Origin of the sequence: Dietzia sp. (assembly GCF_036741115.1) — a bacterium.
Lineage (GTDB): Bacteria > Actinomycetota > Actinomycetes > Mycobacteriales > Mycobacteriaceae > Dietzia.
In genome coordinates, this window is record NZ_DAINST010000023.1 from 1 (window position 1) to 21,203 (window position 21,203).

The 21,203-nt window shown below is 68.2% G+C and carries 22 protein-coding genes; 11 read left to right on the plus strand and 11 right to left on the minus strand.

Features of this window, described 5'->3' with window-relative positions:
* A partial coding sequence (locus V7E05_RS05395; protein WP_333618649.1) for a molybdenum cofactor biosynthesis protein MoaE occupies positions 1–376 on the minus strand: 376 nt, incomplete at its 3' end.
* Positions 366–1,502, minus strand: a complete 1,137-nt coding sequence (gene moaCB / locus V7E05_RS05400) for a bifunctional molybdenum cofactor biosynthesis protein MoaC/MoaB (RefSeq protein WP_333618650.1) — start codon at positions 1,500–1,502, stop codon at positions 366–368. The genes moaCB and V7E05_RS05395, both read right to left, overlap by 11 nt.
* Positions 1,503–1,592: 90 nt before the next feature.
* Here moaCB and moaA point away from each other — a divergent pair, with 90 nt between their 5' ends.
* Genes moaA through V7E05_RS05425 form a run of 5 tightly spaced genes read left to right on the plus strand, consistent with a single transcriptional unit; the run spans position 1,593 to position 5,309 of the window.
* Positions 1,593–2,579, plus strand: a complete 987-nt coding sequence (gene moaA / locus V7E05_RS05405) for a GTP 3',8-cyclase MoaA (protein WP_333618651.1) — start codon at positions 1,593–1,595, stop codon at positions 2,577–2,579.
* Positions 2,572–2,901, plus strand: a complete 330-nt coding sequence (locus V7E05_RS05410; RefSeq protein ID WP_333618652.1) for a MoaD/ThiS family protein — start codon at positions 2,572–2,574, stop codon at positions 2,899–2,901. The genes moaA and V7E05_RS05410 overlap by 8 nt, the downstream gene beginning before the upstream one ends.
* Before the next feature lie 2 nt (positions 2,902–2,903).
* The gene (gene modA / locus V7E05_RS05415; protein WP_333618653.1) at positions 2,904–3,707 is read left to right on the plus strand and encodes a molybdate ABC transporter substrate-binding protein; all 804 of its coding nucleotides are present in this window, start codon (positions 2,904–2,906) and stop codon (positions 3,705–3,707) included.
* A 1-nt stretch (position 3,708) separates the two neighbouring features.
* Complete coding sequence (modB, locus tag V7E05_RS05420) at positions 3,709–4,509, plus strand: molybdate ABC transporter permease subunit (RefSeq protein ID WP_333618654.1); 801 nt, start codon at positions 3,709–3,711, stop codon at positions 4,507–4,509.
* Positions 4,506–5,309 (plus strand): ATP-binding cassette domain-containing protein, encoded by an 804-nt coding sequence (locus V7E05_RS05425; RefSeq protein WP_333618655.1) that lies wholly within the window; start codon positions 4,506–4,508, stop codon positions 5,307–5,309. The genes modB and V7E05_RS05425 overlap by 4 nt, the downstream gene beginning before the upstream one ends.
* A 338-nt stretch (positions 5,310–5,647) precedes the next feature.
* On the opposite strand, the gene V7E05_RS05430 is transcribed toward V7E05_RS05425, so the two are convergent.
* Positions 5,648–6,049, minus strand: a complete 402-nt coding sequence (locus tag V7E05_RS05430) for an alpha/beta fold hydrolase (protein ID WP_333618656.1) — start codon at positions 6,047–6,049, stop codon at positions 5,648–5,650.
* 144 nt (positions 6,050–6,193) lie between these two features.
* Here V7E05_RS05430 and V7E05_RS05435 point away from each other — a divergent pair, with 144 nt between their 5' ends.
* A complete protein-coding gene (locus V7E05_RS05435) occupies positions 6,194–6,835 on the plus strand; it encodes a DUF5701 family protein (RefSeq protein ID WP_333618657.1) in 642 nt (213 codons plus the stop codon).
* Here the strand turns inward: V7E05_RS05435 and V7E05_RS05440 are convergent.
* From V7E05_RS05440 to V7E05_RS05475, 8 genes are all read right to left on the minus strand, one after another.
* Positions 6,832–7,743 (minus strand): PhzF family phenazine biosynthesis protein, encoded by a 912-nt coding sequence (locus V7E05_RS05440; RefSeq protein ID WP_333618658.1) that lies wholly within the window; start codon positions 7,741–7,743, stop codon positions 6,832–6,834. The genes V7E05_RS05435 and V7E05_RS05440 overlap by 4 nt on opposite strands.
* A 24-nt stretch (positions 7,744–7,767) precedes the next feature.
* The gene (locus V7E05_RS05445) at positions 7,768–8,589 is read right to left on the minus strand and encodes a molybdopterin-binding protein (RefSeq protein WP_333618659.1); all 822 of its coding nucleotides are present in this window, start codon (positions 8,587–8,589) and stop codon (positions 7,768–7,770) included.
* The gene (locus V7E05_RS05450) at positions 8,493–9,050 is read right to left on the minus strand and encodes a hypothetical protein (RefSeq protein WP_333618660.1); all 558 of its coding nucleotides are present in this window, start codon (positions 9,048–9,050) and stop codon (positions 8,493–8,495) included. Before V7E05_RS05450 ends, V7E05_RS05445 begins: the two co-directional genes overlap by 97 nt.
* Before the next feature lie 10 nt (positions 9,051–9,060).
* Complete coding sequence (locus V7E05_RS05455; protein WP_333618661.1) at positions 9,061–10,566, minus strand: M20/M25/M40 family metallo-hydrolase; 1,506 nt, start codon at positions 10,564–10,566, stop codon at positions 9,061–9,063.
* A gap of 68 nt (positions 10,567–10,634) precedes the next feature.
* Complete coding sequence (locus tag V7E05_RS05460) at positions 10,635–12,926, minus strand: FdhF/YdeP family oxidoreductase (protein WP_333618681.1); 2,292 nt, start codon at positions 12,924–12,926, stop codon at positions 10,635–10,637.
* A gap of 330 nt (positions 12,927–13,256) precedes the next feature.
* Positions 13,257–14,108, minus strand: coding sequence for a hypothetical protein (locus V7E05_RS05465; protein WP_333618662.1), 852 nt, complete (start codon positions 14,106–14,108; stop codon positions 13,257–13,259).
* 22 nt (positions 14,109–14,130) lie between these two features.
* A complete protein-coding gene (locus V7E05_RS05470) occupies positions 14,131–14,625 on the minus strand; it encodes an SRPBCC family protein (protein WP_333618663.1) in 495 nt (164 codons plus the stop codon).
* Positions 14,626–14,663: 38 nt separating this feature from the next.
* Positions 14,664–15,203 (minus strand): SRPBCC family protein, encoded by a 540-nt coding sequence (locus V7E05_RS05475; protein ID WP_333618664.1) that lies wholly within the window; start codon positions 15,201–15,203, stop codon positions 14,664–14,666.
* 258 nt (positions 15,204–15,461) lie between these two features.
* On the opposite strand from V7E05_RS05475, the gene groL reads away from it, so the two are divergent.
* The 5 genes from groL to V7E05_RS05500 all read left to right on the plus strand — a co-directional run bounded on the left by groL (position 15,462) and on the right by V7E05_RS05500 (position 21,182).
* Complete coding sequence (groL, locus tag V7E05_RS05480) at positions 15,462–17,087, plus strand: chaperonin GroEL (RefSeq protein WP_333618665.1); 1,626 nt, start codon at positions 15,462–15,464, stop codon at positions 17,085–17,087.
* Between the two features lie 894 nt (positions 17,088–17,981).
* Positions 17,982–18,161 (plus strand): hypothetical protein, encoded by a 180-nt coding sequence (locus V7E05_RS05485; protein WP_333618666.1) that lies wholly within the window; start codon positions 17,982–17,984, stop codon positions 18,159–18,161.
* Positions 18,162–18,266: 105 nt separating this feature from the next.
* Positions 18,267–18,428: a hypothetical protein gene (locus V7E05_RS05490; protein WP_333618667.1), complete on the plus strand. Its 162-nt coding sequence runs from the start codon at positions 18,267–18,269 to the stop codon at positions 18,426–18,428.
* Between the two features lie 217 nt (positions 18,429–18,645).
* A complete protein-coding gene (locus tag V7E05_RS05495) occupies positions 18,646–19,749 on the plus strand; it encodes an alpha/beta hydrolase (protein ID WP_333618668.1) in 1,104 nt (367 codons plus the stop codon).
* 263 nt (positions 19,750–20,012) lie between these two features.
* Positions 20,013–21,182: an alpha/beta hydrolase gene (locus V7E05_RS05500; protein WP_333618669.1), complete on the plus strand. Its 1,170-nt coding sequence runs from the start codon at positions 20,013–20,015 to the stop codon at positions 21,180–21,182.
* Positions 21,183–21,203: the final 21 nt, after the last annotated feature.

The window sequence follows — 21,203 nt, forward strand, 5'->3', positions numbered from 1 at the left end:
TCGGAACCTCGGACTTGATGCGGTCGATGAGCTCGCGGCACGCCTCGAAGGAGTCACCCCTATGTGCGCTCGACACGGCGGCGGCGACGGCGACATCCCCGACCGCGAGCGTGCCGACGCGATGCGCCGCGGCCACGCAAACCCCGTACTTCTCGGCGATCTCGCCGCACACCTGCGCCATGAACTCCGGCGCCGACGGGTGGCAGGAGTACTCCAGCGAGGTCACGGTCTCGCCAGGTAGGTCGCGGTCGTGGTCACGCACGAGCCCGGTGAAACACACTGTCGCGCCGACCGAAGCGGCGCGCACGAGCGTCTCGACCTCCGCCGAGACAATCTCCTCGTCGCGGATCTCCGCAAGCAGGACGCTATTTCCCATGCTTATCCCGCGCGGCCGGCGTGGACTCCTCGTGCGCTCCGGAGGCATCCCCGACGGCCTCGGACACCATGAGCAGATGCTCGAGCAAGGTGTCGAGCACAGCGAGCCCATCGGCTACCCCGCCGCGCGAACCCGGGAGCGTCGCGACAAAAGTAGAACCGGCGAAACCGGTGACCGAACGGGATACATCGGCAAGCGGGGTGTTCGCCCGCCCGTGCGCGCGCATCGCCTCTCCGACGCCCGGCACCTCGCGAGTGAGGAGCTCCGCTACGGCCTCCGGCGTCCGGTCGTCCTTCGCGACACCGGTGCCGCCGGTGGTGAGCACGACAGAGGGATTCGCGGCGAGCGCCTCCCGCAGCGCGACGGAGACATCCGCGTCGGCCACGAGAAGGGGACCTGCGACGTCATACCCCTTGCCGCGCAGCCAGTCCGCGATTTTCGGCCCCGTTTTGTCCTTGCGCTCGCCGAGCGCCCCTCGGGTGGAGGACGTGAGCACGACCGCAGTGCGTGCCTCGCCCGGCTCCCGCGCGGCGAACTCGCGCAGCGCCCCGACCGCCTCCGAAAGTGCGGCGCCCGCAGGCCCCGAATCGGCCCCGCGCGACCACTGCCCGGAGCGGCCTCCCGTCTTCGCGGCGAGCTTGATGTCCTCCGCGCGCGCCGCCGGGTCAACAGCCTTGACCATGTCGTGCAGCGTCAACGCCGCGACGTGCACCGCCGTGAGCGCCTCCATCTCCACGCCCGTCTTCCCTGTGGTCTTGGCCGTCGCGGAGATCTCGATCCGATCCCCGCGCGGGGTGAGCTCCACCTTGACGCCGGTGAGCGGAATCTGGTGGCACAGCGGAACGAGTTCCCACGTGCGCTTCGCAGCGTTGATCCCCGCGAGCCTCGCCGTGGCGAGGACGTCACCCTTGGGCATTCCGTCGCTCGCCACGAGCTCGATAACCTCGGCCGAGGTCACGAAAATGCCTGTGGCGGTGGCAGTTCGACTTGTCACGGACTTATCGTCTATGTCGACCATCCGCACCGCGCCGGCGGCATCGGTGTGCGTCAGGCCCGCGGCGGATCCTGCGCTACCTACTGCGTCCTCGGGTGCGTCCTCGGGCTCGGACTTGGAGTGCTTGGCCATGCCCCCAATCCTAGCGCCGCGCATTTCGTGCCCGCCCGGCCCGCGCGTAGCCTGTGAATCGAGCCGAGCCGGCGGAAAAGGAGGTACGCGATGCTCCTCGACACGTTCGGCCGCGTAGCGCGCGACCTCCGCGTCTCTCTCACCGAGAAATGCAACCTCCGTTGCACCTACTGCATGCCCGCGGAGGGCTTGCCGCTCGTGCCGGTCTCCAAGCTCATGACGGCGGACGAAGCGGTTCGCCTCGTCGATCTCGCCATCCGCGATCTGGGAATCGCCGAGGTCCGCTTCACCGGCGGCGAACCGCTGCTGCGCAAGGATCTCGAATCGATCATCGGCGAGGTCCGAAGCCGCCACCCCGAGGTTCCGCTGGCGCTGACCACCAATGGGCTCGGGCTGGACAAGCGGGCGGGGACGCTATCGGAGGCCGGGCTCACGAGGGTCAACGTCTCGCTCGACACGGTGGACCGCGAGACATTCGAAAGGGTTACTCGGCGCGACCGGGTGGACGGCTCGATCGCCGGCGTGCGCGCCGCGAAGGCCGCCGGCCTAGGGCCGGTCAAGGTCAACGCCGTGGCGCTGCGCGAGACGCTCGCCGGAGCTCCCGATCTCCTGCGTTTCTGCCTCGACGAGGGCGCAGAACTGCGCTTTATCGAGCAGATGCCCCTCGACGCCGAGGAGACGTGGCAGCGCGGAGCGGTCGTCACGGCGGACGAGCTGCTCGCAGTCCTTTCCGACCACTACGAGCTCGAGCCGCTCGGCCGCGCCGGGGATCCGTCGTCTCCGGCCGAGCGCTGGCGCGTCGCGGGGACGGAGCAGACCGTGGGGATCATCGCCTCGGTGACCCGCCAGTTCTGCGCCGCCTGCGACCGCACGCGGATCACCGCCGAGGGCACTGTGCGGCCGTGCCTGTTCGGCGACGACGAGACCGATCTCCTCGGCCCGCTACGCGCCGGCGCGAGCGACGAGCAGATCGGCGACCTGTGGCGCGAGGCGATGTACGGGAAATGGGCCGGGCACGGTGGGCTCACGGACGCGCGGCCGCGATCAAAGCGGTCGATGGGAGGTATCGGTGGATAGCGCGGCAGCAGTAGACGGGGCGCGAGTGGTGGACGGCGCGGAAGCGGTCGAAAAGACGGGAGCCCCTAAGGGCAATCCCGTCCCCGTGGAGATCGAATACTTCGCCTGGGCCGCGGACGCCGTCGGCACGGAATCGGAGACTCTCGATGTCCGCGGCGGTAACCTTGCGGGAGTGCGCGAAGCGATCATCGGCGCCCACGGCGAGAAGGCCGAGGAGATGCTCAACTCCTGCCGCTTCTTTGTCGATTCGGTCCTCACCAGGGACCTCGATATGGCGCACGGCCGCAAGGTCGATGTGCTCCCACCCTTCACCGGAGGCTAGAAATGCAGAGTTCCGTCAAGCGCGCAGGCGCCGTCCTCGCGGCCACCGCGGTCCTAGCGGCGGGCTGCAGCTCTAACGATTCCGGCTCCGACGGCGACTCGAATGGCGACTCCGGGACCACGAGCATCCGCATCGGCGCGGCGGCCTCGCTCACGGACGTGCTGCCGCAGCTCATCGAGAAGTTCAACGAGCAGAACCCGGACGTCAAGGTCGATTTCGAGCCCGGCGGCTCGCCGACCCTCGTATCCCAGCTCCTCGGTGGAGCCCCGTACAACCTCGTCATGCTCGCCAGCGAGTCCTCCATCAAGCCGGCGATCGAGGCGGGCGCGGTCGCGGAGAACGAGATCTTCGCGAAGAACGTTCCGCAGATCGCGGTGCCGAAGGACAACCCGGCGCACGTGGAGAACGTCCGGGACCTCGCGCGGGACGGCGTCCGCGTGGCGCTGTGCGAGGTCAAGGTGCCCTGCGGGGAGGCCGCGCAGAAGGTGCTCGACGCGGACGGTGTCCAGTTCGATCCGGTCACCCGCGAGAACGACGTGACCACCGTGCTCACTCGCGTCCGCACCGGCGAGGTCGATGCCGGCATGGTCTATCGCACGGACGTCGCCTCGGCGAAGGGCGATGTCGAGGGCATCGATGTGGAGAATGCCGATTCGGCGACCACGAAGTACCCGGTCGCGCTCACTTCGAACGACGACAAGGACCAGAAAGCCAAGGACGCCTCCGAGGCGTTCAAGACTTTCCTCCTCGGCCCCGACGGGCAAAAGATCCTCGCGGACGCCGGCTTCCTCTCCCGCGGCAACTAGGGTGCAGCGGCGCACCGGGGCAGGCGGCCTCGCTCTGCGCGCACTCGGCTGGATCGGGGTTGTGCTCCTCGTCGCGCCGCTGGCCGCCCTGGTTTTCCGGACCCCACTAGGGAACCTCGGCGAGCTCGTCGGCGACGGCGAAGTATGGGACGCCATCCGGCTCTCGCTCGTGTGCGCGGTCTGCGCGACGGCTGTGTGCGCTGTAGTCGGCACGCCCATCGCCGCGCTTCTCGCCGGACCCGCATTCCCCGGCAAGCGGGTCGTTCGCGCGCTGGTCACGGTGCCGATGCTCATGCCGCCGGTCGTCGGCGGTGTCGCACTCCTGGCGTCCCTCGGGCGGCGCGGCGTGGCAGGGCAGTACCTCTTCGAAGCCTTCGGTCTGTCGCTGTCGTTCACCACGACGGCCGTCGTCATCGCGCAGGCCTACGTGGCCCTGCCGTTCTTCGTCATGAGCGTCGAGGGGGCGCTCCTGTCCCGCGACCGCGACGTCGAGGAGGCCGTCTCCACCCTCGGCGCCGATCCGGGGACGATCTTCCGGAGGGTCACGCTGCCGGCGGTGCTGCCGGGGATCGGCGCGGGTGCGGTGCTCGCGGCCGCCCGCGCGCTCGGCGAGTTCGGAGCGACGATCACATTCGCGGGGAACCTCCAGGGGGTCACGCGCACCATGCCGAGCGAGATCTACATTGCGCTGCAGACCGACCCCGATCGCGCGAACCTCCTGTCGATTGCGCTCATCGTCGTCAGCCTGCTCGTCCTCGTCGTTCTCCGCGGGCGCTGGGCCGATCGGGTGGGTGTCTCATGAGCGGCGCCTCGGGTCTCGAGCTGCGCGGGCTGGTGCGGCGCGGCGAGTTCGCGCTGGCCGTCGATTTCGCCGTGGCCTCCGGCGAGATCGTCGCGCTGTCCGGCCCCAACGGCGTGGGCAAGACCACGGTGCTGCGCTACCTCGCGGGCCTCGGTGGTTCGCTCTCGGCGGTCCCCGAAGTGCCCGCCGGCGCCGCAGCGGGCGGCGCGACGGACCGCGCGGCGAGTGGCACGGCCGGCGGCGCCACGGGCGCATCGGGGACCGAGCCGTGCTACCTCCTGGACGGCCGCAACATGCGCTCGGTTCCCACGGATCGCCGTGGCTTCGGGGTGGTGTTCCAGGAACCGCGTCTCGTCGCGCATATGACGGCGATCGACAACGTCGCCTTTGCCGCCACCCTCGGCGGGGTGCGGAAGTCCGAGGCGAGGGCGCGGGCCGCGGAGCTCCTGGGGGAGCTAGGACTGCCTGCCGCGAAGCATTCGCTCAAGCCGCAGAGCCTGTCGGGCGGGCAGCGGGGTCGGGTGGCCATCGCGCGTGCGCTCGCCGTGCCGTCGCCGCGGCTTCGGCTGTTCGACGAGCCTCTCGCCGCGATCGACGCCCCGAGCCGGCCGCTGCTTCGCTCGGTCCTGGCGGCGCACCTCGCTGAGTCCTCGGCGCCCACGCTCCTCGTGACCCACGATCCCGCCGACGTCCGCGCCCTCGCTACGCGGGACATTCCGCTCGGCAGGTCCGGCGAGGTCGGCGAGATTGGCGAGATTGGCGAGACCCAGGAGATTGGCGAGGCCGGGGAAACCGACTAAAGCGGCGAGGCCGGCGAACACCCGGCGCTCGGACCCGCCGACGCCCGATTCGATCCGAGCGGGCGGATCCCGACCCACCAACAACACCGGCCGCGTCCGCCTCTGCGAGCGATCGACCAAAAAACCTGAACCTGCAGACACTGTCTACAAGTCCAGGATCGGGGTGTGCACGCCCCGTGGTGCCAAAGAAACGTGGCGGGCAAGAGTGGCTCGCCACCTTCCGCTTCGACTCATCCGGTGGGCGCGTCGATTCGGTGATGTGTTTCGAGATCGACGGCGGCCCGATCACCCCGGGTCGACCTGATCCTCAATCCCGAGAAGCTCAGGCACGTCCGGATCTAGGCGGTGTGGAATGACGCGGCGACCTCCTCGCTCTGCCCGTCGAACTGGTGGCCGCCGTGAAGATAGGAGACCACCCGTGCGTTCGGCAGGAGCGCCGCGTTGAGGGCGAGATGGGAATGGGGAACTACGGCGTCATCCACGCAATGGTGGAGCGTGAGTGCCTGCGGCGGTTCCGGTCCCGTGAATGCGTAATCCGGGACGGCCCAACCGTCCGGTCCCCAGTTCGGCATGGCGAGCAGGTGCATAGTGATCTGTGGCCAGGGTTCTTCGGTGAGCATGCGCAGGAGGATCGAGGCGCCGAAGGAGTGCGCGATGACGCGATCTCCTTCGGCGAGCTCGGCGAGCGCGGGCCGCAGCGTCCCGGCCCAGGAGTTATACGACATATCCTCGTCCGACATTCGTGGGACACTCGCGTGCGCTCCGAACGCGGCGGCGAGCGGACGGTCCTCGTGGAACCCCCCGCGCCGTGAATGAACAGAGTGCGCATGACCAGAGGCTATAAGTGTGCGCGGCCGCAGGGAATAGAGCTCGAAGGAGTGCGCATGATCGGACAAACCTTGCCCACCATCGCCGAACAGGTCGACGAGCTCGTGAGAATGGGGGTTCCCGCGCTGGCCGGGGTCGGAGAGGACGAGTTCCGCTCGCGCGCGGAGGCGCTCGACCGGGACACGGAAGGAGTCGTTGTGGTCCACACGGACTTCGTGCCTGCCGCCGAGCTCGCGCCGCTTCTCTCGCGCCGCGCGGTTCCGGGGTTCGTGGTCGAGGACATGACCGACCTCGCCGGGTTCGTGCCGATCCGTGAAGTCGAGGTTCCCGATGCGCCGCTCTACCTCGTGGACGACCCGCAGCGCGGGGACGAGATGCGCAACTGGAGCCCGGATGAGGCGCTGCCGGAGATCCTCGGGCGCGGGCGCACGCCGCTCACGGCGTCTGAGGGCGTGTGCTGGCTCATCGCCGAGCCCGAGCAGCTCGAACCGAACCACTGTTTTATGACCATTGCCTCGCGCAAACCCAAGTCGCGGCCGGTCGGCGCCTTGGACTCTCGGACGCCCGCGTTGTGGATCAGCGGTGGCACAGGACGGGATGGGAAGGCTCGCAAGGGCGCGCCGAAGCTCGGCTGGTGCTGGGCGGGCAACCGCCACACGTGGCTCGGCTTCGCCTCTGCGGCGGGGCGGAGCGTCTAGAGCCCGGTGAGCGGCCCCGTCGCGTGGGTCACGGTCCGGCCGCCGATGCGCGCGTTGCCGTCGGAATCGAACGACGCGAACACCCGCCCGCGGCGCCCGAGCACCGTGCCCTGGGCGGCGACGTACGGGCCGTCGACCACGCCCGATTCCCGCAACCATCCGGCCACCGAGGCGTTGAGGCTCCCGGTTACCGGGTCCTCGACCACGGCTCCGGACTCCGTCGAGAACAGCGCGCGCACCTCGAAATCGATGTCCTCGTCGTGGGCGGCGTGCGGGCCGACGACCCCGATATCGAGGACCCGCGGCCAGCTCGCCGCGGGAAGCAGCGCGAGGACCTCGTCGGCCGAGGCCAGGCGGATCCCGAGCCAACCGGGGCCGTTGTCGATCCACGCGGAGTCGATGATGTCGTCGGTGGATATGCCGAGGAAGCGCGCGGCCTCGTCGAGTTCCTCCGAGGTGGTCGGACCCTCGCGGAGAAGCGGAGGGGCGGCGAAGCTAAGGACGCCCGAGTCCGAGCGCCGCAGGCGGACGAGGCCCGCGCCGCACTCCTGGACGAAGTCGCCCGCGGCGGGGACGGCCCCGTTGTGGTGCCGCCCGTCATCAGGGGTGCCGGTTCCCTTTCCGCTCCCGGCGGAGGTCTCGAGCCACACGTGGCACGCGCCGAGGGTGGGGTGGCCGGCGAAGGGCAGCTCGCGGTCGGGGGTGAAGATCCGTGCGCGGTAATCGGCCTCGGGCGAGGTCGCGGGCAGCACGAAAACCGTCTCGGACAGGTTGAACCACCGGGTAATCCGCAGCATGTCCTCCGCGGAGAGTCCGTCGCCGCCGAGCACGACGGCCACCGGATTCCCGTCGAAACCTGAGGTTCCGAACACGTCGACCATGTGCAGCTGCGGTCCCTGAGATGCCATGCGGCCCAGGGTAACCGGCGCCGGCTATCGAGTGGATACGTCGAGCGCGATCGCCCGGACGGTGTCGCCGGCCCGGGCGGCGGTGTCCGGGGCGATGTCGAGCAGAGCATTCGCCCGGTGCATCTTCGCCACGGCGTGCGAGAAGCCGCGGTCGGCACCGAGCAGCGAGAACTCGTCGTCCTCGAGCCGCGCGGGGACGAACCTCCGCTTTCCGCCGAATGGGCCGAGTACGGAGCCGAGGCGAGCCTCGACAAACGTAGGGGCCGCATCGCGATTCATCATCCTGAGCACGACGCGACGGACGTAGAGCCATGCGGAGACGAAGGCGCTCACGGGGTTGCCGGGAAGCATGAGCAAGGGAGTGCCACCGATCCGGCCGTAGCCTTGCGGCTTCCCGGGCTGCTGGGCGACCTTGAGGAAGTGGAGCTCGTGGCGCGGATCGCCCGCCGCGGCGAGCATCGTGAGGGGATCGAAGGCGCCGGCGGAGACACCGCCCGTGGTGACGATGAGGTCGACGGTTTTGCCGTCGGGACCCGCCGGGTCGGTCGCGGAGTTGAGGACCTCGGCGATGGATTCGGCCGTGTCCCCTGCATTCGCAGTGCGCACGTCCGCGCAGCCCCATTGGCGGAGGAGCGCGGCGAGCATGGGGCCGTTGGAATCGGGGATCGCCGTGCCCGGGGCGGCACCGGCGATGTCCCCGGCAGTGAGCTCGGCACCCGTCGAGACGACGAGCACGCGCGGGGCGGGGATCACGGAAACCTCGCGGACTCCCGCGGTGAGGATGCCACCGACCGCGAACGGCGAGACGCGCTCGCCGGCGAAGGCCACGGGCTCGCCGGCCGCCATGATCTCCCGGCCCGGCGGATATGCGCGCCAGGGGCAGGGACTGCGGAGACCTCGATCTCGTCGGGGAGCTCGACGGGGCCGGCGGGGATATTCGTGTCTTCGACGGGGATGATCGCGTCGGCGCCGTCCGGCACCGGGGCGCCGGTCATGATCCTCGCCACCGTGCCCTCGGCGAGCTCGCCGGCCGCGCTGCCGGCGGGGACGTCCGCAGAGACGGGCATGCGGGCGGTGCCGCTCTGCTCGCCGTCTTTGGTGTCGAATGCGACCTCGACCTCGGCGCGCCGGCACGCGAACCCGTCCATCGCGGAATTCGTGAACGCCGGGGACCCGACGCGAGCCTGGACGTCTTCCGCGAGCACGAGCCCCGCAGCGTCGGCGACTGAAAGCGTGCGGGCGGGCAGCGGCGCGGCGAGCGGCTCAAGGATCTGCAGGTACTCCTCGGGCGGGATCAAATGAGGCACGGTTGTTCTCCTACGCGCCCGCGTACGCACGCAGGAACGCCGCCTGCGCGAGCGCGATGTGCTCGATCTCCGACGGGTCCACCGACTCGTCGGGGGAGTGGATCGCGGCCGCCGGATCCTCGACCCCGTAAAGCGCGATCTGCGCCTTGGGGTGCGCGGTCTGCAGCACCGTGGTCAGGGGGATCGACCCGCCCGAGCCGATCTCGGCGACCTCGGAAACGCCGTACGACGCAGAAAGCGAGGCGCCGAGGAGTTCCTGGACGTCTCCGGAATCGCCGGCGCCCGCCGTCATAAAGGGATGGGCGACCGCGCCGCGCGTGCACGTGACCCGCGCGTTCCACGCGGCCCGCGCCTCGAGGTGCGCGACGAGCGCGTCCTGCGCCTCGGCGGGGTCCATGCCCGGCGGGATGCGGAGGTTGATGAGCGCGCGGGCCGTGGGCTGCACCGCGCCGATCGCACCCTCGACGGGCGGGCAGTCGATGCCGAGCACGGTCGCGGTGGGGCGCGCCCACACGAGGTCCGCGACGGGAGCGGCCGAGGAGACCTCGACGCCGTCGAGGACGCCGGCATCGGAACGGAACGTCGCCTCGTCGTAGGCGCGGCCCTTCCACACCCCGTCGAAGGCGACGCCGTCGATCGTGGTCGCGCCCGTCTCCGGATCGCGCAGCGAGGCGAGCATCGAGATGAGCGCCGCGAGGGCGTCCGGGGCCGCGCCGCCGAACTCGCCCGAGTGGACGCCGGCGGCCATGGTGTCGACCTGGACCGTGACGTTGGCGGTGCCGCGCAGCGTGGTGTTGAGCGTGGGCACGCCCGCCGCAGCGTTGCCCGAATCGACGATGCAGATGGCGTCGGCCGCGAAGAGCTCGGGCTGGGAGGCGACGAGATCGTCGAGCCCGCCCCCGCCGGTCTCCTCCGAGCCCTCGACCACAAGGGTCAGGCCGAGACCGCCGAGCGGATCGCTGGAACCAGCTTCGCCTGCGCCGACCGCGTCACCCGCGCCGAGTAGCGCCCGCAGCGACGCCAGGTGCACGGCGAAATTCCCCTTGCAATCTGCCGCGCCGCGGCCGTACCAGCGGCCGTCCCGTTCGGTGAGCTCCCACGGCGAAGCCGTCCACTTCTCGAGATCCCCGGCCGGCTGTACGTCGTAATGCGAGTAGAGCAGCACCGTCGGCTTGCCCTCTACTACAGGATCGCGATGCGCGATGATCGTCGTCGAACCGTCCGAAGTCTCGATCCGGCGGATCTGCTCGGCGCCGATCCCGGGGATCTCGAGCCCGGAGATGAAACCGACCACGGTGTCCGCCGCCTCCCGGCACGCATCGGGCTCCGCCCCGTGGACGCTGGGGAAACCGACGAGTGTGGCGAGGTCCTCGCGCACCCGCGCCATCTCCGCAGCGACGGCGCCGCGCAGCGCCTCGACGTGCTGCGCGACCTGCTCCGAAGCGAGCGCCGCGGCGCCGAGAGATTCCGGGTTCCTCGCGCCGCTGCCGTCCGTCAATCCGCTCGTCTCACTCATGCCCCAAGGATAAACCTGCCCCCGCGCTGGGCGCGGGGCGGGCGAGAGCACGAAAACGCACGGGCCGGTTACGCCGACGGCACGACCTTGACCTGGATCGACTTCATCAATGGCTGATCCGACTGCGGGCTGAAGTCGGTGACGGACAGCAGGGCGTTCATCTCCGGCATGTATCCGGCGGCGCTGCCCACGGGCGTGTTGTACCCGATCGCGCGGTAGCGGCGCAGCATGCGCTGCGTCCCGTCCTTCGCGGTCGAGGTGATGTCGACGGGATCGCCCTCGGAGATCCCCCGGGCCTGCATGTCCTCGGGGTTAAACATGATCATCTCGCGGATGTTCTTGACCCCGCGGTAGCGGTCGCTGTTCGAGTAGATGGTGGTGTTCCACTGATCGTGCGAGCGCATGGTCTGGAGTACGAGGGTGTCGGCCTCGGCGGGGATGACGTCGGGCAGAACGGCGCTGGAGAACTCCGCCTTCCCGGACGGCGTGCGGAAATCGCGCTCCCTCGCCGGCTGGGGGATCCGGAACCCACCCGGCTGACGGATCAGTTCGTTCATCCCCTCGAAGCCGGGGAGCACGCGGGACATCGAATCGCGGATCGTGTCGTAGTTCGCGGCGAAGCCCTCCCAGTCCGTCGAGCTGTCGGGGAGCGCGGCGCGGGCGAGCCCGGCGAGGATCGCCGGTTCGGACATGAGGTGCTCGGACGCCGGGTCCTTCTTGCCCACCGAGAGGTGGACCATGCTCATCGCGTCCTCGACCGTGACCCCCTGGTGCTCGACGACCTCGCTCGAATCGCGCTCGGTGCGGCCGAGGCAGGGGAGGATCAGCGCCTTCTTGCCGTGGACGAGGTGCGAGCGGTTGAGCTTGGTGCTCACCTGCACCGTGAGCTCCGTCTTCGCGAGGCCCTCCGCGGTGTAGTGGGTATCCGGGGTGGCGAGGACGAAGTTCCCGCCCATCGATAGGAAGACCTTGACCTCGCCGTCGTTGAGCGCCTCGACGGTCCGCACCGTATCTAGGCCGTGCTCGCGCGGGGAGATGATCCCGAACTCGGCGTCGAGCGCGGAGAGGAACTCCTCGGTGGGCTTGTGATTGACCCCGCACGTGCGGTTGCCCTGCACGTTGCTGTGCCCGCGCACGGGCGAGGGGCCGGCGCCGGGGCGGCCGATGTTGCCGCGCAGGAGGAGGAGATTGACGATCTCGCGGATCTGGTCGACGGCGTGCTCGTGCTGACTTACGCCGAGGCACCAGCTGATCACGGTCTTCTCCGAGTTGATGTAGACCTTGGCCGCCCGGCGGATCGTCGCCTCGTCGAGCCCGGACTGGCGGATCAGCTCGTCCCACGAGGTGTTCTCGACGAGCGCGCGGTATTCCTCGAAGCCCGAGGTGTGGCTCTCGATGAACTCGCTGTCGAGGATCGAGGGATCGAAATCCGCGGCCTCGAGCGTGGCCTTCGCCATCCCGCGCATGAGCGCCATATCGCCGCCGGGGCGCACCTGCAGCGAGGCGGTCGCGGTATCGGTGGCCTGGAACGTGGCCATCCGTGCGATCTCGTGCGGGACGATGGTCTTGGTGGCGCCGACCTCGTGGAGGGTATTGACGTGGATCACCTCGGCGCCGCGGCGGACCGCCTGCGCGAGCGAGGTGAGCATCCGGGGCGCGTTCGACGCGGCGTTGACCCCGAGGACGAACAGCGCGTCGGCCTCTTCCCAATCGTCGAGATCGCACGTGCCCTTGCCGGTGCCCACCGATGCCGTCAGCGCGCGGCCCGAGGCCTCGTGGCACATGTTCGAGCAGTCGGGGAAGTTGTTCGTCCCCATCTCGCGGCCCATGAGCTGGTAGACGAACGTGGCTTCGTTGCTCAGCCGGCCCGAGGTATAGAACGATGCCTTGTTCGCGCTGGAGAGCTTCGACATCTCCTCGCCGAATAGGGCGAAGGCGTCCTTCCAGGAGATCGGGACGTACTTGTCGGTCGCGGGGTCGTACGACATCGGTTCGGTGAGCCGTCCGACGTTCTCTAGGTCGTAGTCGTTCCACTCGGAGAGCTCGGAGACCGTGTGCGCCGCGAAAAAGTGCCGGTCGGCGCGCTTGTGGGTCATCTCCCACGTGACGTGCTTGATTCCGTTCTCGCAGATGTCCATCTGGACCTTCTGGTCGTCGGGCCACGCGCACCCCGGGCAGTCGTAGTGCTTGATGTCGTGGTTCATCTGCACCACGGCCTGCGAGCCTTTGAACAGCTGCCGCTGCTGGAGCATGACCTTCGCCACCGAGAACGAGGCGCCGTAGGCGGCCGCCGCGTGGTGATAGTCCTTCTGCGAGAACTTCTTCTCGGTGCCGGGGCCGTATCCGCCCTGCCGCGGCATGGTGGACAGGAGGCCGAGGGTTTCGGGAGGCAGGGTCGCGACGCGCTTTTCGCCCATGGGTCCGCGGCTATCCTCGGGGAACGTGTGGAGGCCCCCCTCGCGGGAGCCGTCGAGGTAGCCGGAGCCGTGCACTCCGCCCTGCTGATCGATACTCCTGCTCATGCCGGCTCCGCTCTCTCGAGTGTCGTTCGTGCGGTACGTGAGTGGCCCGGGACAGCGGGCTCACGTGTGCTGCCCATTGTTCTCCTCGGGTCCGACAATGTCGACCGTCGACGTCGACCGTGCACCTGCATATCCGGATGTGCAGTGTGCTCCGGAGCTTTCCGGGCGCTAGACCATCGCGTCGAAGCGCAGCGAGCCGATCACGGTGTCGATCACGTCGGTGGGGATCACTCCCGGCTCGTCCTCGTCGGTCATGAGCAGCATGGCCACCGTTTTCGGCTCCTCCGGCGTGCCCACGGATACGCCCATGACGTCGGCCCGGATCGTCGGCGGGGTGCACTGGTTCCGCGGCTCGGCGGGACGCCCGCGCACGACCTGATGGAATGCGAGGATCCCCGATACCCCGATCTTCTCGGCGGTACCCACATCGACCTGCGAACCGTGCTCGGAGAACACGGTCTCCATCGAGTCGCCCATCGCGCGGGCCATCGAGTCGGTCACGTCGCCGGGGCTGCCCTCGCGGGCTTCGGAGATCCCGGCCCGTGCGCGGAAGGACTCGCCCCCGGGCACGGGGCAGTAATTTCGCCCGGCCTCCGAATTCGCAGTGGTGAGCACCCCGAAGCCCCAGTCCGTCGCCGAGTCGCCGGAGCTCGATCCGGAATCCGGATCGCCGGGGGAGGAGGGAGCTCCGCCGTCAGGAGTGGGGGTGTCCTGCCCCGAGCCGGTGGAGGCGTAGACGGTCCAGTCGGCGGGGACGGAGTAGAGCAGCCCGGACTCGTGGCGCACGTCCTGCCAGTCCGAGGGGACGCGCGCGCCGAGCGTGGGGCCGGCCTCCTCTTGCGACGACTCGGCGGCGGAAGAGGAATTGCCGGAGCCGGGCAGGAGAGAGCAGCCGGGGATCGCCGCGAGGCACAGCGCGGAAAGCCCCAGGGCCGCCAGCGCGAGCGGCGCGCGAGAGACGGCACGGTTCGGCGCGGCTCGGCGGGACGCGATTCGGCGCGACTCGACTCGACGGGACACGGCTCGGTTTCGGCGGCGACTGCTACGCCGCGGGCGCGGTGCGCTGCTCGGCGATCCGCTTGATCGCCTTGAGCGAGGAGCTCACCGACTTGCCGAGCCCCTCGGAGAACGTGTCCTCGCCGCCGGTGAGCTTCGAGACGACGATCGAGAAGAACTTCTCGACGCGGGGCGGGGTCTCCCGGTACTCGGTGAGCGTAGTCGAACCCGGGCCGGAAGGCCCCTCGGCGAGCTCGAAGACCCATGCCACGCCGCTCGTCGCCTTGTTGGCGATGCGCTTGCCCGGGACGTAGTCGACGACCTTGCCCGTGGTGGGCCAGTACACGATGCCCTGCTTATTGAGGTTGACGGACAGCGTCCCGTTCTTGGTGCGGCCGCCGAATGCGGAGACCTTCTTCGTTGTAGGCGCCCACTTGGGGGCGTTCTCCACCTCGCCGACGATCTCCCACACGGTGGCGACGGAAGCGTCGATATCGATGGAGGACTCGAAGCTGCGGATGGTGTTCTGGTTCGGGGCCATGCCTCGATCGTAGGGGAAAGCCGGGTCCCAGCCGGGGCCTATTCGCTCCTCCTGGCGGGATCTTCCGCGATCTCCTTGATCTTCTCTAGGGATTCGGAGACGCCGACCTGCATGAATCGGTTGTAGTCAGTCTCTCCGCCCATGGCTGGAGTGATGATTCGACCGGCGATGAATCCTCGGGGATAGAAGGTCTCGCGGTACTCGCGCAGGAGGGTGGCGGAGTTCGGGTCGCCCGCGCCGGATACGTCGCCGCGCTCGCCCGCCGGCTCGAGCTCGAAGACCCACCGCGCGTTCGCCATGCCGATCTCGTTGGCGAAGCGCTCGCCGGGGCGGAAATCGGTAACCCGCGCCCACGTGGGCCACACGACGGGGCCGCGGTGATTGAAATTGAACGACACAGTGCCGAGGCGGGTCGGCCCGCCGAGCGCGACGACCTTGCGTGCCTGGTAGCTCCACAGCGGGGCATTCCGGACCTCCGAGACGAGCTCCCAGACGAGCTGCACGGGCGCGTCGATGCGGATCTCGGAGACGAGCTGGTGTTCCGTTCGGCGGGCGTTTCGCGGTGCGCTGGAGGTCATGCCCGCGATGCTAGGCCCGGGCCCCGGCCTGCGGGCGCGAATGCCCGGGACCAGGGAGTAAGGGGGCGGAGGACCTCCGCCGTCAGAACCTTGCACTCGCGTTGGGAGAGTGCTAGAAAAGGCTTGGCACTCACGTAAACAGAGTGCCAGACAAACTGCAGGGCCGGGGTGGCGAGATCGGGTAGGACACACCGATCGTCCGTCGCGGGCGTCGTCGCCGGTCACACCGTGTCACAAACACGAAGGAAGACGTACCCAATGGCAAAGATCATTGCTTTCGACGAAGAGGCGCGTCGCGGACTGGAGAGCGGTCTCAACCAGCTCGCCGATGCCGTCAAGGTCACCCTCGGCCCCAAGGGCCGAAACGTCGTGCTCGAGAAGAAGTGGGGCGCCCCCACGATCACCAACGACGGCGTTTCCATCGCCAAGGAGATCGAGCTCGAGGATTCCTACGAGAAGATCGGCGCGGAGCTCGTCAAGGAGGTCGCCAAGAAGACGGACGACGTCGCGGGCGACGGCACCACCACCGCCACTGTCCTCGCGCAGGCGCTCGTCCGTGAGGGCCTCCGCAACGTCGCCGCCGGCGCGAACCCGATGGGCATCAAGCGCGGCATCGAGAAGGCCACCGCCGCGGTCGCCGAGAACCTCATTTCCACCGCCAAGGAGATCGAGACCAAGGAGCAGATCGCCGCTACCGCCGCGATCTCCGCCGCCGACCAGACCATCGGCGAGCTCATCGCCGAGGCGATGGACAAGGTTGGCAAGGAAGGCGTCATCACCGTCGAGGAGTCGAACACCTTCGGGCTCGACCTCGAGCTCACCGAGGGTATGCGCTTCGACAAGGGCTACATCTCCCAGTACTTCATGACCGATCCGGAGCGCCAGGAGGCCGTCCTCGAGGATCCGTACCTCCTGCTCGTCTCGGGCAAGATCTCCACGGTCAAGGACCTCCTCCCGCTCCTCGAGAAGGTCATCGGCGAGGGCAAGTCGCTCCTCATCATCGCCGAGGACGTCGAGGGCGAGGCTCTGTCCACGCTCGTGGTGAACAAGCTCAAGGGCACCTTCAAGTCCGTCGCCGTCAAGGCCCCGGGCTTCGGCGACCGCCGCAAGGCCATGCTCGCCGACATCGCCATCCTCACCGGTGGCCAGGTCATCTCCGAGGAGGTCGGCCTCTCGCTCGACACCGCCGAGCTCTCGCTGCTCGGTAAGGCGCGCAAGGTCGTCGTCACCAAGGACGAGACCACGATCGTCGAGGGCGCCGGCGAGGACACCCAGATCGAGGGCCGGGTCAAGCAGATCCGAGCCGAGATCGAGAACTCCGATTCGGACTACGACCGCGAGAAGCTCCAGGAGCGCCTCGCCAAGCTCGCCGGCGGCGTCGCCGTGATCAAGGCGGGCGCGGCCACCGAGGTCGAGCTCAAGGAGCGCAAGCACCGCATCGAGGACGCCGTGCGCAACGCCAAGGCCGCGGTCGAGGAGGGCATCGTCGCCGGCGGCGGCGTCGCGCTCGTCCAGTCCGAGAAGGTCATCGACGACCTGGGCCTCTCCGACGAGGAGCTCACCGGCGCGAACATCGTCAAGTCGGCGCTGTCCGCCCCGCTCAAGCAGATCGCCTTCAACGCCGGCCTCGAGCCCGGCGTCGTGGCCGAGAAGGTCCGTGGCCTCGCCATCGGCAACGGCCTCAACGCCGCGACCGGCGAGTACGAGGACCTCGTGGCCGCGGGCATCAACGACCCGGTCAAGGTCACCCGCTCGGCGCTGCAGAACGCCGCGTCCATCGCGGCTCTGTTCCTGACGACGGAGGCCGTCGTCGCCGATAAGCCCGAGCCGGCGGGTGCCGCTATGCCGGGCGCCGACGGCGGCATGGGCGACATGGGCTTCTAGAGCCTAAGGGTTCTGTGGGCTCGCCGGCTCGCTTGCCGGCGCCCGCACCACCTCGAAACGGCCCCTCCCTCTCGCAGTACGCGATGGGGGAGGGGCCCTTTCGTGTGCGCGGTACGGGGAGGGCTGGAACTGCGCGCTGGAGCGGCAGCCGCGGCGGGGGCGTGGCCGTGGTGAGCGCCCTGAGAAAGCGCTCGGCGCTTTCATGTTTGCGCGCGTTCCCCTTATTTACTTTTGCTGGCTACCAATCCCCGCCGACCCGGTGGTCTGGTGGCTGCTTGCGTGGACATGGGAGTGGGCGGCGGCTCCGCGCCTCGCCTGCTCGGAGTGCGCCTTCCAGTCGGCATGTGCTTTGACGAATCGGCCGAATTTGTCAGCTTCCAGCGAGGTACCGCGCCTTTCGGGCGTCATCGATTCGGCGGAGCCCGCTTCCCGTTCGCTGTGCGGCGGGGGTGGGAACGGTGTTCAGATCGTGCCCCCGTGGCGCCTGAATTCGGCGCCGCGGCGCGAGCTCAAACGTTACAGAATGTGACCTTCGTCACTTATTTAGTTCACTTAGGGTTGCCTACGTGTTAACGGAGTGTGAACTACGACCCCTCGGCGGCCTGAAAAAAATAAGAGTGATCTTCATATGCCTAGCTAGGGGCATTTTGGCGATAATGGGCGAGTGTCCAAATAGCGTTAACGCAGCGTTTGGGCCGTTTACGCGGGGGTGCAGTAATCCCCATCACGTACTCCTTGATCTCACTTAGGCCTATGGCAAGATTCATGTTGACCGTGAGTGGGGGGCTGAGCCTGGAGGCGTGCCCGCCGCCACAGTTGGAAGTAGGGGCTAACCCGCAGCCCTTTTCAGCTGCCCCTCAACCGGGGCCACGCCACACAACATGGGAGAAACAGATGCCTGATTTCGGCGCCCTTTCCGACCTCTTCAGCAACGTTGCCGACGCCTTCGGTGTCGTCTCCGGCTTCGGCGGCTCGCTCGCCGATCCGTTCGGTGACCTCGACGGCGACGCGAAGGGTGAGGGCGCGAACGCGCTCTTCACCGGTTCGCTCGAGGCCCTCGGCCTCGGCGAGTAAGTAAGTACGGGCGCCCAGCGCCTAATCGTTCTCCACTGAGGTGGAGAACGCCTCCCGTAAAAACTTTCGCGCCGGTCCCGGCGCACATACTCCAAGGAGAATCCCATGGATTTCGGATCCGCAGCTGGCCCCGAGCTCGAGTTCATCACCGGTTCCGCCGACCTCGGCGGCGACTTCTTCGGCAACGTCGGCGACCTCTTCGGCGTCATCGACTACTTCACCGGCACGGACTTCCAGGAAGCTCTCGCCAAGGGCTTCATGAAGTAATTCGGCTCCGGCCACTTGGCCGGATCCCTATTCCGGAAGCGCCCTCCCCGCGCGGGGAGGGCGCTTTCCGTCTATTTGCCGCCGAGGCGGGGTGGGGCAAAGCTGTTAAAATAGTTGCCAAAGTTGCAGAAGTGGCTAAAGTTATTAATGAATGTCGATTGATCCGCGCTGCTCCTCGCGCGATCGCCCACCCCTCAAGAGAAAGCGGGCCCGAAGCATGCGCGGACTCACCGCACGTCAGGCCGCCACGCGCGGTATCTCCTCGCTCGCCGTCGCCGCCCTGGCGATCGGCGTCCTCCCTTCGCTCGGCTCCGGAGTCGCCGGCGCTCAGGGCGGGACGATCAGCTACACGAAGGCCACGGCGAGCAACAAGGTCGCCGAGACCGATGTGAATGGCGGGCAGAAGATCGTCTCGGTGTGGTCCGATGCCATGGGGGCCGAAATCCCCTCAATCGTCCAGCCGCCCGCGAACGGCAACCGCAACGCGCCCGTGTTGTACCTCCTCAATGGGGCCGGCGGTGGCGAGGACTCCGCCACGTGGCAGGCGCAGTCCGACGTCACGAGGTTCATGGGGGACAAGAACATGTGGACCGTGACCCCGATCGGTGGCCGCGGCACGTACTACACCGACTGGCAGAACTACGACCCCAACGTGGGCACGAACATCGTGAAGAAGACGAATAAGCCCCTCAAGCTCGAGACGTTCATGACCTGGGAGCTGCCCTTCCAATTCGAGAACCACTTCGGAGGCTCGGTCGACGAGAACCGCAAGCGGGGCATCGCGGCGATCTCGATGACCGGCACCTCGGTGCTCAACTACGCCGAGCACGCGCCCGGGCGCTTCCAGTTCGTGGGCGCGTACTCCGGCTGCGCGGAGACCGCGACCCCGATCGGGCATGCCGCGGTCCAGGTCGTCACGCAGTTCACAGGCGGGCCGAACCTCGACAACATGTGGGGGCCGTTCCCTGGTCAGGGCTGGACGGACAATGATCCGGTCGCGGGCGCGTGGAAGCTCAAGGACAAGACGCCGGTCATGTACATCACGTCCGGCAACGGACTGCCCGGCCCGCACGAGACACTTGACAACCCGCGGATCGACGGAAATGTCGGGGTCCTCGCCAACCAGGCCATCGTCGGCGGCGTTCTCGAGGCTGCGACGAACTACTGCACCGCGAACCTTGGACGCCGGTTCAACGAACTTGGAATCCCTGGCGACAAGGCCCACTTCAACTACCGCCCCAACGGCACGCATTCGTGGGGCTATTGGCAGGACGACCTGCACGATTCCTGGCCGCACATGGCCTTCGCGCTCGGCGTCTAGGGGGTATCGGGCCTGTATTGCAGGGGGAACGGGGATAGGCCCCCGCTCCCCCTGTTCGTGCCTTACGATGGGTCTTGTCCTCGAACGGTAACGGTTTTGCATCGTTGGCCGATAGAGAACTGTCACCATCCTTGGCGGAATCCAATGGATTCGTGAGCAACCCATTGCGCGACGAGCGTTTCTAAGCGATGCTTTACGTCGGCGGGGAGCCTCGAACACGCCAAGCACACGTACGAGCACCAAGAAAGACAGGCCTTCGGAGAATGAGCGCACAGAACAGCCGACTTACGGTCAAGAAGATCGCCGCAGCGGCGCTCGCCATCGGTTTGGTCCCCGTCGCGGGCACGACCATCGCGGCGGGCACGGCTGGGGCTCAGGACAACGCCGAGAACATCAAGTACGAGAAGGCGACGGCGGAGCAGCGCGTCGTCAAGACCGACCTCGCCGACGGCCGCATGATCATCTCGATCTGGTCGCCGTCGATGGAGAAGGAAGTTCCCAACATCGTCCAGGCGCCGAAGAAGGACGGCCGTGGCAATCAGGCCCCTGTCTCCTACCTCGTCAACGGTGCCGGCGGCGGCGAGGACGCGGCCACGTGGCAGGCGCAGTCCGACGTCAAGGACTTCATGTCCAGCAAGGACGCCTGGACCGTGACCCCCATCGGCGGCGCCTTCTCGTACTACACGGACTGGCAGGCGCCGGACCCCAACGTGGACACCGAGTACGCCAGCGCCGATAAGCCGATGAGGTTCGAGACCTACCTCGCTAAGGAGCTTCCCGCACAGTTCGAGGCGTGGCTCAACGCCAATCAGTACGACGCCCCGGTCTCCGAGCCGGCCAACAAGCTCACAGTCGAAATCGACAACAACCGCAAGCGCGCCCTCTCCGCGATCTCCATGACCGCCACCTCGGTCATCACCATCGCCGAGAACCACCCGGGCGTCTTCCAGTTCATCGGCTCGTACTCCGGCTGCGCCGAGACCTCGACCCCGATCGGCCACCAGGCCATCGAGATCGTCACCGGCATGCGCGGCGGCGCCAACCTCGACAACATGTGGGGCCCGTACCCGGGCGACGGCTGGACGAACAACGACCCGGTCGTCAACGCCTGGAAGCTCAAGGAGCAGGGCGCGAACATGCCCGCCATGTACATCACCACCGGCAACGGTCTTCCCGGCCCCTACGAGACGCTCGACAACCCGCGTCTCAAGAACAGCGGCCCGGCGCTCGCCAACCAGGCCATCGTCGGCGGCGTCATCGAGGCCGCGACGAACTACTGCACCGCGAACCTCGGTCGCCGGTTCAACGAGCTTGGAATTCCGGGCGACAAGGCCCAGTTCAACTTCAAGCCGAACGGCACGCACTCCTGGGGGTACTGGCAGGACGATCTCCACGAGTCCTGGCCGCGCCTCAGCGCGGCGATCGGCGCGTAACACTCGCTCCCTCGCGCAGAC